The 12,773-nt window shown below is 41.2% G+C and carries 12 protein-coding genes; 8 read left to right on the forward strand and 4 right to left on the reverse strand.

The window, feature by feature from the left end:
* The first annotated feature begins 3 nt into the window (after nt 1-3).
* The 4 genes from OA79_RS12140 to OA79_RS12155 are packed head-to-tail and all read left to right on the forward strand — an operon-like array spanning nt 4 to nt 5,214.
* Entirely contained in the window at nt 4-3,420 is a 3,417-nt protein-coding gene (locus tag OA79_RS12140; RefSeq protein ID WP_063333511.1) for an SbcC/MukB-like Walker B domain-containing protein, read from the forward strand.
* Nucleotides 3,421-3,431: 11 nt separating this feature from the next.
* Nucleotides 3,432-3,737 (forward strand): BolA/IbaG family iron-sulfur metabolism protein, encoded by a 306-nt coding sequence (locus OA79_RS12145; protein WP_063333512.1) that lies wholly within the window; start codon nt 3,432-3,434, stop codon nt 3,735-3,737.
* Nucleotides 3,738-3,760: 23 nt separating this feature from the next.
* Complete coding sequence (locus OA79_RS12150) at nt 3,761-4,063, forward strand: STAS domain-containing protein (RefSeq protein ID WP_063333513.1); 303 nt, start codon at nt 3,761-3,763, stop codon at nt 4,061-4,063.
* An 8-nt stretch (nt 4,064-4,071) separates the two neighbouring features.
* The gene (locus OA79_RS12155) at nt 4,072-5,214 is read left to right on the forward strand and encodes a SpoIIE family protein phosphatase (protein ID WP_063333514.1); all 1,143 of its coding nucleotides are present in this window, start codon (nt 4,072-4,074) and stop codon (nt 5,212-5,214) included.
* A gap of 5 nt (nt 5,215-5,219) precedes the next feature.
* Here the strand turns inward: OA79_RS12155 and OA79_RS12160 are convergent, their stop codons facing one another.
* The gene (locus OA79_RS12160; RefSeq protein ID WP_063333515.1) at nt 5,220-5,855 is read right to left on the reverse strand and encodes a YecA/YgfB family protein; all 636 of its coding nucleotides are present in this window, start codon (nt 5,853-5,855) and stop codon (nt 5,220-5,222) included.
* 96 nt (nt 5,856-5,951) lie between these two features.
* On the opposite strand from OA79_RS12160, the gene OA79_RS12165 reads away from it, so the two are divergent.
* The 4 genes from OA79_RS12165 to OA79_RS12180 all read left to right on the forward strand — a co-directional run bounded on the left by OA79_RS12165 (nt 5,952) and on the right by OA79_RS12180 (nt 9,847).
* Nucleotides 5,952-7,712: a RecQ family ATP-dependent DNA helicase gene (locus tag OA79_RS12165; protein ID WP_063333516.1), complete on the forward strand. Its 1,761-nt coding sequence runs from the start codon at nt 5,952-5,954 to the stop codon at nt 7,710-7,712.
* Nucleotides 7,713-7,723: 11 nt separating this feature from the next.
* The gene (locus tag OA79_RS12170) at nt 7,724-8,254 is read left to right on the forward strand and encodes a SprT family zinc-dependent metalloprotease (protein ID WP_231908865.1); all 531 of its coding nucleotides are present in this window, start codon (nt 7,724-7,726) and stop codon (nt 8,252-8,254) included.
* Between the two features lie 173 nt (nt 8,255-8,427).
* Complete coding sequence (gene ttcA, locus OA79_RS12175; RefSeq protein ID WP_063333518.1) at nt 8,428-9,267, forward strand: tRNA 2-thiocytidine(32) synthetase TtcA; 840 nt, start codon at nt 8,428-8,430, stop codon at nt 9,265-9,267.
* A gap of 10 nt (nt 9,268-9,277) precedes the next feature.
* Nucleotides 9,278-9,847 carry a YfaZ family outer membrane protein gene (locus OA79_RS12180; RefSeq protein WP_063333519.1) on the forward strand — a complete coding sequence of 190 codons (570 nt, stop codon included), beginning with the start codon at nt 9,278-9,280 and terminating at the stop codon, nt 9,845-9,847.
* 83 nt (nt 9,848-9,930) lie between these two features.
* Here the strand turns inward: OA79_RS12180 and OA79_RS12185 are convergent, their stop codons facing one another.
* The 3 genes from OA79_RS12185 to hemN are packed head-to-tail and all read right to left on the reverse strand — an operon-like array spanning nt 9,931 to nt 12,651.
* Nucleotides 9,931-10,473 carry an adenine phosphoribosyltransferase gene (locus OA79_RS12185; RefSeq protein WP_063333520.1) on the reverse strand — a complete coding sequence of 181 codons (543 nt, stop codon included), beginning with the start codon at nt 10,471-10,473 and terminating at the stop codon, nt 9,931-9,933.
* A gap of 23 nt (nt 10,474-10,496) precedes the next feature.
* Nucleotides 10,497-11,258 carry a fumarate/nitrate reduction transcriptional regulator Fnr gene (gene fnr, locus OA79_RS12190; RefSeq protein ID WP_063333521.1) on the reverse strand — a complete coding sequence of 254 codons (762 nt, stop codon included), beginning with the start codon at nt 11,256-11,258 and terminating at the stop codon, nt 10,497-10,499.
* A 22-nt stretch (nt 11,259-11,280) separates the two neighbouring features.
* Nucleotides 11,281-12,651, reverse strand: a complete 1,371-nt coding sequence (hemN, locus tag OA79_RS12195; protein WP_063333522.1) for an oxygen-independent coproporphyrinogen III oxidase — start codon at nt 12,649-12,651, stop codon at nt 11,281-11,283.
* Between the last annotated feature and the right edge of the window lie 122 nt (nt 12,652-12,773).

The raw sequence follows: 12,773 nt of genomic DNA on the forward strand, positions 1-12,773 counted from the left end.
ATAATGAAAAAATTAAATCGAATTGTATTAGTAAATTGGTACCTGCTTGGTGCAGAAGAAATCAATATCCGTGGCAATACGGCCATCATTGGGCCAACAGGGTCCGGTAAATCTTCACTACTGGATGCCATCCAAACTGTGTTGACTGGTGCCAGTAAACGCCACCTAAATTACAACGCCAGTGCCAATGACGGAAAGGCAAGTGGCCGCAGCATCCGCTCTTATATTTTGGGCATGATCGACTCAGGCCAAGCCAATGCGAAAGTATTTGGAACGGAACCAAGACAAGATGCGACTTGTTATCTTGCATTAGTGTTTGAAGACAGTGTTACAGGAAAAGAGTCGACGGTTGGACTTACTTTAAGCGCCTCTTTGGCGTCGCCAGAAGAAGATGTGCTTGGACGTTTTGTTCTACCTAACTTTGGCGCTCGTAAATCTGATTTCATTGATGCGATGGAAGGTAAGAGCTACAAAGCCAAGCCTTGGATTGAGGTTCGTGAAAGCTTAAAGAAAATCTGTTTAGACCCTTTTATTAAGTCTGGTAGTGCTTCTGCGACACAATACATTAACCGCTACCTGGAAGAATTGAGCCCAAGTTCTGATCAGCTCATTACCATTGACGGCTTTTTGAAAAATTTCAAAAATGCTTTGAAATTTGTGCCTATTGCGTCACCCACTCGATTTGTGCAGGACTTTGTTTTGACGGAAGCGCCACTGCAAGTTGGCGCATACCAAAAATCGCTTAATGAATATCGCCAGTTAGAAGCCAAAACGCTGGAAGTCTCTAAACGTATTGATGACCTCAAAGTTATTCAACAAGACTGTGAGAAAAAGCATCAACATGATCAAAATGCCATTAATTATCAATGGATAGCGACAGAGGCTCGATTTGATGAGTTGGGCAGTAAGCAAGATGACATTCAAGATCAGTACGATTTACAAAAAGAACGTGAAGAGGAAATTGAAGAAGAGCTAGCGACTCAATCAAGTTTGCTGAAGCAGCTTCAAGGTCAGCTTTTACGCCTAGAGCAGCAATATGAACACTCAGACGTTGGTTTAAAACTGCAACAGCTTGAACAAAATAAAAAGCTGATTGAACTGCAAGGCCAGCAAGATCAAAAAGCCATTTTACAGTTACGTCAAATGGCCGTACTTTTAAAGGCTTTGGATGGCTTTTCGGAAGTGTTATCAAAAGACTCGATTGAGCTTGCTCAAGAATTGTCGTCATTGGAGACAGTCATTAGTGAAGATGGTCGCATTGAGGGTAATTTAAAACCCTTAACTCAGAAACTGTCTTTGCTAAATGATGCTTTGGATAAAGAAAAATCACTCTTGTTTGCTCAGCGATCAGAGTTAAATCGCAGCATTTTGAATCTCAAAGATGAGTGCAAACAGCTTGAATCTGACGTGTCTTCATTAAAAGGTGGCGTCAGCCCATTATCGCAAAATACTAAGCGACTGATTGCATTATTAAAAGATGCCAATATCACAGCGACACCATTAAGTCATTTGGCTGAAGTCACCGAACGTAAATGGCAAGATGCCATTGAAGGTTATTTAGGTGCGCAACGAGAAGCCTTGATTGTTGAACCGGAAGACGCCGAAGAAGCCATTCGTATCTTCCGCGCCCATCGTCGTCAATTAATGGGCTGTCGTGTGGTGGATACTACTCAAACGCGTTTATGGTTGAGTCGAGGCGATCGACAATCTGCATTGCGCTTTATTCGATGCAATAACGATCATGCACAAGCGTATTTAAATCGCCGACTTGGTGGCATCAAACCCGTTGAAACAGAACGTGAGTTGTTAAGAGAAGACAGTGCTATGACCGCCGATGGTATGTTGAAACTGTCGGGCACCATTTCAACTATTCGTTCTGTGCCTCATATGATGGTCGGTATTAACACTGAAGGTATGCGCGAATCTCGTGAGCAGCAGCTAAAAACGCTCAGTGCGGAACTGGCCAACTTGTTAACATCCGATCAGCGTCTCGAGCAAGCGGATGCGTTGCTTAGCCGAGTCATTGCGAATAATCAGTTTGATGTTGAGACATTGGGTAATGCTAGCCATGCCGTAACCCGTTTGGTACAAGAACTGGAAGCGGTGAACGCAGAGATCAAGCAATTACAACAGCATGATGATACGGATCTACAAGAGCGCATTGAAGAGCTGAAGACACGTGTCGCGAATGTGGAATTAGAACAGAAGAAATTGGATCGCGAACGCCAACAAATTGCAGAGCAATTTGGTGCCCTGAACACGCAAAAAACGCAACTCAGCTCAGCGTTGTCTGCCTTAGATGAAGAGCGTACTCGTTTAACATCGAATCCAAAATACGACGCGGAGTTTGCCAGTGAACGATATTCGTTGCTGGAAAGCAGTATGGTTCATGGCGCCGCCATTTATAAGGAAGCCATTAGCCGAGCGGACAAAGCCAGTGAAAAAGCTCGCAGTTTTGATCAAAAAGTTCGTAAAGAAGTGGCCGATCATTATGCTAAATACCATCAAGCCAATTTAGACGATGATAATCAATTGGATTACTTGGAATCTAAGTTTGAAGAGTTTGAACATTATGTGTCTTACCAAATTGATGTTTTAAGTGAAACGGAATTGGCGAAATACGCAAAACGCGCAGAGATTGCTCGTCGTGAAGCAGAAGAAACTTTCCGCTCTGACTATGTGTCAAAACTCAAAGATTCTTTGGATCAAGTGGCACACATCATCCGAGAATTGAATCACAGTTTGAAGCGTCGTCCCTTTAACCAAGAAATCTATCAATTCCGCTATTACCCAAATGGGGATATGAAAGATATCTTGGATCTAGTAGAGCGATTTAGTGCACAAGATCAAGCCAATGTTGGTGGTTTATTTGACCCTCAAATGAGTGATGATCCAGAACATGCTCGTGCCATTGAGGCCATTCAAGAGTTGATTTCGGATGAAGAGAAGCAGCAAGACCTCGCCGATTATCGTAAATTCTACAACTTTGAGGTCGACATATTAGACAGCGATGGCAATAAGAAAACCACTTTGAGTCAGCGTATTCAGACAGGTTCTGGTGGTGAGCACCAAATTCCATTTTATTTGGCCATTGCAGCGGCGCTATCGACTACATATCGTTTACATGAAACGATGGATGGGGATATTGTTGGTGGATTCTCTTTGGCCATGTTTGATGAAGCCTTCAATAAGATTGATATGGTAAAAACATCCACTTGTATGGGCTTTATGAAAGACATAGGTTTACAGGTAATTGCCGCGGCACCAGATGATAAACGAGCGGTAATGGCGGCCAACATGGATACCATTATCAGTGTCTGGCGTGAAGGTGGCGCGGTCTCGATTGATGTTGCCTATCCGAAAGAAAAAGGTCAGGTTTTACTAAATGGTCAATCTGACAATTTGTTAACACCAGCTTAATTGAGATAAGCATGATCATTCAGCAGCAAATAGAGCAAAGCTTACACACGTCATTTGATGTTCATCATATGACGTTAGAGAACGAAAGTTATAAGCATAATGTACCAGATGGCAGTGAGTCTCACTTTAGATTGGTGTTGGTGTCGAATGACTTCATTGGCAAAAGGCTCGTTCAGAGACACCAACTAATATATGCTAGTTTACAAGAAGAAATGCAGCGTATTCATGCCCTTGCTATGCATCTTTATACTTTAGATGAATGGCAAGATCGTGAACAATCTGCCCCTCTATCACCTAAGTGCCACGGAGGAGAGTAGGCTATTAGGCCCTCTCAAACTGTATGAGTATTACGGTAAATCAAGATGACAAAAATAACACTGTGACGATCAGCTTAATTGGTAGCTTTGATTTTTCTTTGTTCAATGATTTCAGAGCAGCGTATACTGATTTGGATGGAAGTTTTAATCGTTACGTTATCGATATGTCTTCGGTTGAGTATCTAGACAGTGCAGCACTTGGCATGCTTCTTAGTATGCGCAATGCCATTCCCGCTGAACAAGAAATTGACCTTAAAGGGGCGAATGCCTTTATCAAAAACATCCTAATGATTTCTCGCTTTGATAAGCGCTTTAATATTATATAAAGGGAAGAATGAAATTATTATGCATAGATAGTGAGCCTGTTTACCGAGACATCCTGACACTTTGTGCAGAAAGAGAAGGCCTGAATGTCAAAACAGTGGCGTCATATCATGAAGCCATTGATGCCTTTAAAGATTTCGTGCCAGATATTGTGACCTTGGATGTCATCATTAAAGGTGGTAACGGTCTCGAATTGGTAAAAAAGCTAAAGAACTTAAGCGGCAGCCGTTTTGTTCCTATGCTTTTTCTCGCCTCACATACGTCTGATTCCGTCATGGATCAGTGCTTTCATTCTGGTGCGGATGATTTTCTACCAAAACCGTTTGACGAAATGCTTTTCAATATACGTCTTAAGACCCATATGCGTCACGTTGCTTTGGTGAAAGAGATGTATAAAAAAAATAAAGCCCTGACCTTCTTTCAGACCATGATTGAGCGCGAACATGAGATGGCTCATCAAGTGCTTGACCATATTCAAACCAGAAGTGAAAAAAATTCTGATCAGGTCGTCATAACACGCATTGCGGCGGCCAGTTTTAATGGTGACTTGGCGCTTGTCAAAACGCGGGCGGATGGTGCGAGGTTGGCTTTTGTCGGAGATTTTACTGGGCATGGCTTGCCAGCATCCATTGGAGCGTTGCCGGTTATGCAGACTTTCTTTGATGCCGTTGATGACCTCACAAGTTTAAGTGAATTAGCCATCAAAATTAATAAAACATTAAACAGCATTTTACCTGATTATATGTTTTGCGCCGGTTATTTGATTTTGTTGTCACCGGACGGTCATTTCAATTATTGGGGTGGCGGCATGCCTGATGCCATGATTCGTCGTTCATCTGGTGAATTAGATTGCCTTAAATCCCGTCACATGCCATTAGGTGTGCAATCCACTTGCGAATTCGATCCAAGCTTAGAGCGCAATCAGTTAAAAGCGGGAGACACATTGGTTATTTTATCGGATGGCGTATTGGAGCTTAAAAATACTGAAGGAAATATGTATGGTGAAGAGCAGGTAAAAGCGCTCATTAAGATGTCCTATGGTGATAAAAATCTAATGCGGGCACAAACAAGAACAGAGCGAGTATTAGAGGAATATCTAGGCGACGCAGTACAACTCGATGACATCACATTGGTTGCACTGCGCACAGAGTAAATTGTTTACTTGGCTTTTTTCTTTTTATTATTGCTTCCCTTATAAGGTGCTTTTTTTGGTGTTGGTTTCTTTTCTGGCTCCGTTCTAAGAACCAAAAATAAATCGGTTACCACTTCGGGGATTTGTGCAATGCAGGATGCGGTAAGCTTGTCACTGGCACGAATTTCAAGCACTTCTTTATCATCAAACAGGTCTGACGCGACCATCACTGGCAGCAATAATTCTGCCACGATCTCTTCTTTTTCAGGCTCAAACCATTGGGCTTCTGTCATGAATACCCCTTCCATGAAGCCTGTTGCCCACTCTTGCAACTCACTGAGTTCTTCAGCAGAAGAGCCCATTGCAATTTCACAAGGCAGCAAAAAACCGTCTTCTGATTCAAGTTCTTTTTGAATGTCCGTTAATAGGCGAGTGAGATATTGAGCAATTTGCTTTTCTTGCTTATCGTTTTCGTACTTAGGGGTTTCTTCAAATACAACAGGCAGCCAATCTGATTCGGAAATCGGTTTGGGACAAATTGCCAAAGCGGTTAAAAAACCATGTGCCATCACAAAGTTTTGACATTCTTCGTGAACCAGGTCTGAATCCAAAAAATCTTCTAATGTTTCTAGTTCCAGATCATCAAGAGGTTGGTGTGCCATGTATTTCATTTCCTAATGTTAATTTAGATTGTGATTCTAGCGAAAAGACCCAGAAAAATCGATGCAGAAGCCTCGTAAATCAGAGATAATTATTGTATGAACTCGAAAAAACAACAGGCTCTTAAACGCTTAGGTTACACAGATTATCGACCACTTCAAGAAGAAGCGATCGATGCCTTATCTGCAGGGCAGGATGTGGTTCTTGCGGCACCAACAGGCGGCGGTAAATCACTCATATATCAGTCCGCTGGTTTGCTGCGTGATGGTGTTGCTGTCATTGTCAGCCCGTTGATCTCTCTAATGACACAGCAAGTTGATCAGCTGAATGCAAAAGGCATTCATGCCAAATTCCTCAACTCGACGCTAAACCCCGGTGAACAAGATGATTTGGTCTGGTCTATCCGACATCATCGCATTGAGTTTTTGTATTTATCTCCGGAAAAGTTAATCCAGCCATCCATCATGGGGCTTTTGCAAAGTGTTGATATTGCGCTGTTTGCAATTGATGAGGCTCACTGTATTGCGCAATGGGGAGGGGATTTTCGACCAGAGTACAGTCAGCTAGGCCAGGTTAAGCAATGTTTCTTAACGGTGCCAATCATTGCGTTAACCGGCAGTGCAGACAATCAAACATTAAAAGGCATTCAATCTTCTTTAGGTATCCTCAATGCTGAGGTCATCAAAGGCAGCATCGATCGCCCTAATATCCAAATCCAAATTGCTCAGAAGAAACAAGCAAAACAGCAAATATTGTATTTTCTTCACCATGAAGTCTCAGGCCAATCGGGCATTATTTATTGCCGATCACGCAACAAAACAGAAGAACTTTGTGCTTGGTTACGGCACTTGGGGTTTCATAGTTTGACCTATCATGCCGCGATGAAAGATGCGGACAAACAGAGAAACCATGAAACCTTCTCTCGGGATAATGGCGCCATCATGGTCGCCACAACCGCTTATGGAATGGGGATTGATTTACCTCAAATTCGTTTTGTGATTCACATGGATATCCCTAACACGCCAGAAGCGTATTACCAGGAAATAGGGCGTGCTGGTCGTGATGATAAACCGGCAAAAGCGCTTCTCTTGTATGGCTTGCAAGATATGCTAAAAGCCCAGCAATTGATAAGTGATACGCCTGAGCAAGCGCGATTAGAGTTAACAAAGTTGACCGCTTTGTTTCAAATATTAGAAGATCGTCAATGTCGTAAAGTCAGTGTTCTGGCACATTTTGATGAAACGTCGGCGCCATGTGGGATGTGTGATCGATGTGTCAATAAACAATCTGAGCATAATACTACGATTGCCTGTCAGAAAATTTTGTCCCTGATCTATCACACAAAAGGCGCTCAGGCTTTCTCTACTCTTATCCAAATTTTATTGGGCAAAAGAACCAAAGCAACCACCAGCATCCAAGCAGAAAAGTTGTCCTTGTTTGGCAAAGGCAAGGAGTTAACAGAAGCTCAATGGAAATCCGTTATTAGACACCTTTTGGCATTTGAGTATATTCAGGTAGTCGGCAACCACTCTTTCCTTGTGCAGCTAAATGAGAAAGCTCGCCAGATTCTAAAAGGAGAAAATCAGGTTATTCTGGTAAATGATCACTACTATCCAAGGCTGACAGAAGACGAACTGGTGACAGATCATGTTAATTGGCACAAAGCCAAAGCTTGGTTATACAACCAGGTCGAAATTAATATGACAGATGGACAGCTACGAAAAATATGCCTACATAAACCAACCAATGCGGCTTCGCTAAGCCGTTTGTCCGGTATTTCTATTGACGAAGTAAGTCGCTTTTCAGATTCATTGTTAAGCCTTCTTCATGAACAATGTATTAACAAAACGCCATCTTGATGTCCGACGTTATGAGTACCAAAACGATAAGAGATTCTGAAATAGTTGAGCTTCAAAACAAGGTTGAACGTTGTTTTGAGCTTGCAGAAGTGTTTTTTAATCATAAATTCTGCCACTCTCATTGTAACTTCAAGCAAAGAGGGCGGGCGGCTGGTACGGCTCATTTACAGAAAAATGAACTAAGGTTTAACCATTTTATGTATCAACAAAACCCGGTTGAATTTTTAAAAACAGTGGTTCCTCATGAAGTGGCGCATATCATTGTCTATCAGATTTATGGCACGTCGGTTCGTCCTCATGGAAAAGAATGGCAAGCCGTTATGAAAAAAGTCTATCAACTTTCTCCTAATAGAACACACATGTTCGACGTCCCTCCGCTTAAAAACAGCTATCTATATGCTTGCGCTTGTCGACAGCATGAATTTACCAAACGGCGCCATTCGCGTGCCCAAAAAGGTGTCGAATACATCTGCAAAGAATGCCACTCAAGTTTGTCCTTTTTAAAAGGCCTTCATCAAGCTGAACATGAATTGAAGTCATAATTGATCAGTTGAGATCTTCGCGATCTTAATTACGACCTCAGTTCATAGCTTAGAAGCATAATAAGCTCGTATAAATAATGGATTTTCATGCACATTTTACGCTTCTATTTCATTTTTGATGCGATGTCGTTGAGCTTATAGTAAAATAAGATTGTTTTATTTTTAGTGTGTGAATGATGGATTTAACAAATCGTCCCAAAGAAAAATTAGAGCTTAATAAGCTTCAAAAGCGTTTGAGAAGACAAACAGGCCAAGCTATTGCTGACTTCAATATGATTGAAGAAGGCGATAAAGTGATGGTCTGTCTTTCTGGTGGTAAAGACTCTTACACAATGTTAGAGATCTTAAGGAATTTACAAGCCAGTGCCCCTATTGATTTTTCAATCGTTGCCGTGAATTTAGACCAGAAGCAACCTGGTTTTCCAGAGCATATTTTGCCAGCCTACCTGAAAGAAACAGGGGTAGATTTCCATATATTAGAGCGCGATACATACAGTATTGTGAAAGAAGTGGTTCCTGAAGGCAAAACCACGTGTGGACTTTGTTCACGTTTGCGTCGTGGTTCACTTTATGGGTTTGCAGAAGAAATTGGCGCGACAAAAATTGCACTAGGCCATCATCGTGATGACATCTTAGAAACGCTGTTTTTGAACATGTTTTTTGGTGGGCGTCTCAAATCAATGCCACCGAAACTACTAAGTGATGATGGTAAGCATGTTGTCATTCGACCTCTTGCCTATTGCAAAGAAAAGGATATTGAAGCATTTTCTGAATTGAGAAACTTCCCAATCATTCCATGTAATTTATGCGGTTCTCAGGAAAATTTACAGCGCCAAGTAGTTAAAGATATGCTGCAGAAATGGGAGAAAGATTATCCAGGTAGAACGGATACTATGTTCACCGCAATGCAAAATGTCGTACCTTCTCACTTGGCAGACACAGAACTTTTTGACTTTAAAGAGCTGAAGCAATCGCCATCAGCTTTTGATCGATTGAACATTATTTCACTATAGGATTTGAGAAATGAATTTGAATGTTAAAGCCGTTTTTTTAGCGTTTGGCCTGTTAGGTTCTTCTATTGCAGGCGCTTCTACAGCTGGGGTTAACTTAACCAATGAAACAGTGCAGGGCGACGTTAATCTTAACATGGGATCTTTTGGTATCAATGGTGGGGTTTCTCACGATAAAGATGAAGATACATCAACTGGATATGTTGGCTTAAGCGTTGAAGATTCAGAAGGTGGTAGTGGCCCTTTACAAGTAGGCATTGGCATTCGTTTATACGCAATGGATGCAGAGCTTGAAAACGACGAAAATGAAATCTCCCTCGCTTTAAGTTTAGGTGGTTGGTATCGCTATACATTACAACAAGCGAATCGACTTAGTGTATATGGATCCGTCTATTACTCACCAGAAATTCTCTCGTTTACTAACTTAGATCACATGTACACATATGATTTCCGTTTAGAGTATATGACGATGAGAAATGCTCGCGCTTACATCAAATATGGTAACACGGTCATTGTCTATGATGACAATACTCGCAAAGAGACAAATAAAGGCTTTTCTATTGGTGCCAATGTAGACTTCTAATGCAGTCTAATCTCAATAGGTACTAAATTTTGATATAAAAAAAGGTGGCCAGATTGGCCACCTTTTTTTATATAGAGCGTTTATTATTCGCCGTTATAAGCACAAAGACTGTAAACAGGTACGTTACTGTCCCTCAGCTTTTGACTACCACCTAAGTCAGGTAAGTCAATTATAGCGGCCACTTCTTTAATTTCAGCACCTTGTTGAGTAAGAAGCTCTATTGCAGCGAATAGGGTGCCGCCAGTTGCAATAAGATCATCAAAAAGTAACACATGATCTCCTGCTTTCACCGAGCCTTGTTGAATTTCAAGCTCTGCTTCGCCGTATTCTAATGCGTATTTTTGTGAAATGGTTTTACCTGGCAACTTACCTTTCTTACGCACTAGAATAAGTGGTTTTTGTAACTCATAGGCCAAAACAGCGGCGATCAAAAAGCCACGCGCGTCAATACAAGCAATGTGCGTGATATCAGAGTCGATATAGCGATGAATGTATGCATCCACAACCATCCTCATTCCTTTTGGGTCACTAAAAATCGGGGTAATATCCCGAAAACTAATGCCTTCCTTTGGCCAGTCTTCTACTGTCTGAATGAGTGATTTGACGTAAAAATCATCGTAGAGCATCTCTTAAATTGCCTCTGCATTAATCAAAAGTGTGCAATCTTATCACAATCATGGGCTACGCCAACGAGTTTTTGCATTTCTTCAAAATTAACAATCTCAATCTCTTTGCCGTCTACATGAATCAATTCATTTTTTTGAAAGCGTGTAATAACACGACTCACTGTCTCAACAGCTAACCCTAGATAATTACCAATCTCGCCACGGGACATGGACAAGCGGAAAGATGACGCAGAGTAGCCTCGACGTTTAAAACGATTGGATAAATTTAGCAAAAATGACGCCACTTTTTCATCTGCGTTTTTCTTTCCAAGTAACACCATCATTTGTTGATCATCAGAGATTTTACGACTCATGATCTTAAAGATCTGGTGTTTTAAAGATGGGATTTTCGTCGACAATTCTTCTAAATGACTGAAAGGTATTTCACAAACAGTTGTTGTTTCTAGCGCTTTTGCAGAAACAGGGTAAGCACTCGAATCAATACCACTTAAACCAAGCAATTCACTTGGGCAATAAAACCCTGTAATTTGCTCTTCGCCTAATGACGTGATGTTGTAGGTTTTAAGGGTGCCTGAACGAACAGCATACAGTGAATCAAAATGGTCACCTTGTCTAAACAAAAACTCACCTTTTTTAAGGGGTTTCTTTCGTTCTATAATCTGATCTAAGCGATTAATGTCTTCATCGGCTAAAGCGATGGGCAGACACAGTGCACTCAAACTGCAATTCTGGCATTGAGATGTTAATTTGCTGCTGAACCTTGGCTGTGTGTGTGTGATAGCCATGTGTATTCTCCCTAATCCTGATCTAGATAACTTTAGAATATTTGATTGTTCCATTAAGGTATTTATCAAACACCATACAAATTCCACGTATTAACAATCTGCCGCGCTCTGTAACCTGCATCCCTGTCTTATGATGCGAACCAGTAAACTCTAACATGCCATCGTTCAACATAGGCTGGAGCATTTCCAGTTCATTTTTGAAATATTCGAAAAATCTAATATTATATTGATTTTCAATCTTGTCAAAGCGTAATGAAAATTGAGATATCAAGGTCATAATAACGTCATGGCGTATTTTGTCATCTTGATGACTTATATAACCTTTTGAAATGGCTAACTGCCCCTTTTCGATGCTGTCTTTATAATGAGCTAAATCTACATGGTTCTGCATATAAACACCATGCAGATTACTGATTCCGGATACGCCAAACGCGATTAAATCGGTGTCAGCGTGAGTCGTATAGCCTTGAAAGTTACGATGAAGATGGCCCGTTGCTTGAGCTACGGCAAGTGAATCTTCAGGTTTAGCAAAATGGTCCATTCCAATGTATTCATAACCAGCCTCAACCAAATATTGAATGCTCATTTTGAGTATAGATAACTTTTCACTGGCGAGGGGCAAACTGTCTTCTGGAATGCGTTTTTGGGCTCGGAATCGCTCTGGCAAATGCGCATAATTGAATAATGAAATTCGCTCAGGGGACAATTTAATGACTTCATCAAGGGTATTTCGAAAGGCGGCTTCGGACTGGAAGGGTAAACCATAAATTAAATCAAAGTTAATGGATTGGATACCCAGTTCTCGAGCATCGTTTACCAACTGAGTCACCAAATCGATGGATTGGATACGGTGAATGGTTTGCTGAACCTTCGGGTCAAAATCCTGAACGCCTAAACTGATTCGATTAATGCCCATCTGCACTAGCAGGGCGAGTTTTTCACGATCAATTTCTCTTGGGTCTATTTCAATGCTGTAGTCTTGGCTACCATCATTGATCAGATTAAAATGCTGCCGAATATAGTCAAACAAGGTTTTAATGTTTTCTTGACTTAAAAAAGTCGGTGTACCACCACCGAAATGCAATTGCGTCACCGGACGCTGAGTGTCCATCATTAAACTTCTAAGACGCATTTCTTCCCCTAGAAGTTCAACATAGTCTGTGGCTTTCTGATATTGCTTTGTCACAATTTTATTGCAGGCACAGTAGTAACACAGATTGGCACAGAAAGGGATGTGAAAATATAAGCTTAGTGGTGAATTTGACGGCGCCATCATGCGATCAATCAGAGCTATTTTATTGATGCTTGAATCGAACTGTGGCGCGGTCGGGTAAGAGGTATAACGAGGACCGGACAAGTCATACTTTTTAATTAAAGAGTCATCCCAAATCATGAAGTGTTCCTATTAAATTTTCTAATAGGAAGTGTACTCTTTCGCCCTCAATTAAAGCCTGACACAGATCAATAAACTTAGACCCTTAAGTGACAAATCCTTATAATGCATTTTATTTCTGA

The organism is Marinomonas sp. TW1 (genome assembly GCF_001625355.1).
Lineage (GTDB): Bacteria > Pseudomonadota > Gammaproteobacteria > Pseudomonadales > Marinomonadaceae > Marinomonas.

What these genes read in the sequence shown, in the direction of transcription:
- OA79_RS12140 (WP_063333511.1), top strand. Translation starts at nt 4, where the DNA reads ATGAAAAAATTAAATCGAATTGTATTAGTAAATTGGTACCTGCTTGGT.
- OA79_RS12145 (WP_063333512.1), top strand. Translation starts at nt 3,432, where the DNA reads ATGATCATTCAGCAGCAAATAGAGCAAAGCTTACACACGTCATTTGAT.
- OA79_RS12150 (WP_063333513.1), top strand. Translation starts at nt 3,761, where the DNA reads ATGAGTATTACGGTAAATCAAGATGACAAAAATAACACTGTGACGATC.
- OA79_RS12155 (WP_063333514.1), top strand. Translation starts at nt 4,072, where the DNA reads ATGAAATTATTATGCATAGATAGTGAGCCTGTTTACCGAGACATCCTG.
- OA79_RS12160 (WP_063333515.1), bottom strand. Translation starts at nt 5,855, where the DNA reads ATGGCACACCAACCTCTTGATGATCTGGAACTAGAAACATTAGAAGAT.
- OA79_RS12165 (WP_063333516.1), top strand. Translation starts at nt 5,952, where the DNA reads ATGAACTCGAAAAAACAACAGGCTCTTAAACGCTTAGGTTACACAGAT.
- OA79_RS12170 (WP_231908865.1), top strand. Translation starts at nt 7,724, where the DNA reads ATGAGTACCAAAACGATAAGAGATTCTGAAATAGTTGAGCTTCAAAAC.
- ttcA (WP_063333518.1), top strand. Translation starts at nt 8,428, where the DNA reads ATGATGGATTTAACAAATCGTCCCAAAGAAAAATTAGAGCTTAATAAG.
- OA79_RS12180 (WP_063333519.1), top strand. Translation starts at nt 9,278, where the DNA reads ATGAATTTGAATGTTAAAGCCGTTTTTTTAGCGTTTGGCCTGTTAGGT.
- OA79_RS12185 (WP_063333520.1), bottom strand. Translation starts at nt 10,473, where the DNA reads ATGCTCTACGATGATTTTTACGTCAAATCACTCATTCAGACAGTAGAA.
- fnr (WP_063333521.1), bottom strand. Translation starts at nt 11,258, where the DNA reads ATGGCTATCACACACACACAGCCAAGGTTCAGCAGCAAATTAACATCT.
- hemN (WP_063333522.1), bottom strand. Translation starts at nt 12,651, where the DNA reads ATGATTTGGGATGACTCTTTAATTAAAAAGTATGACTTGTCCGGTCCT.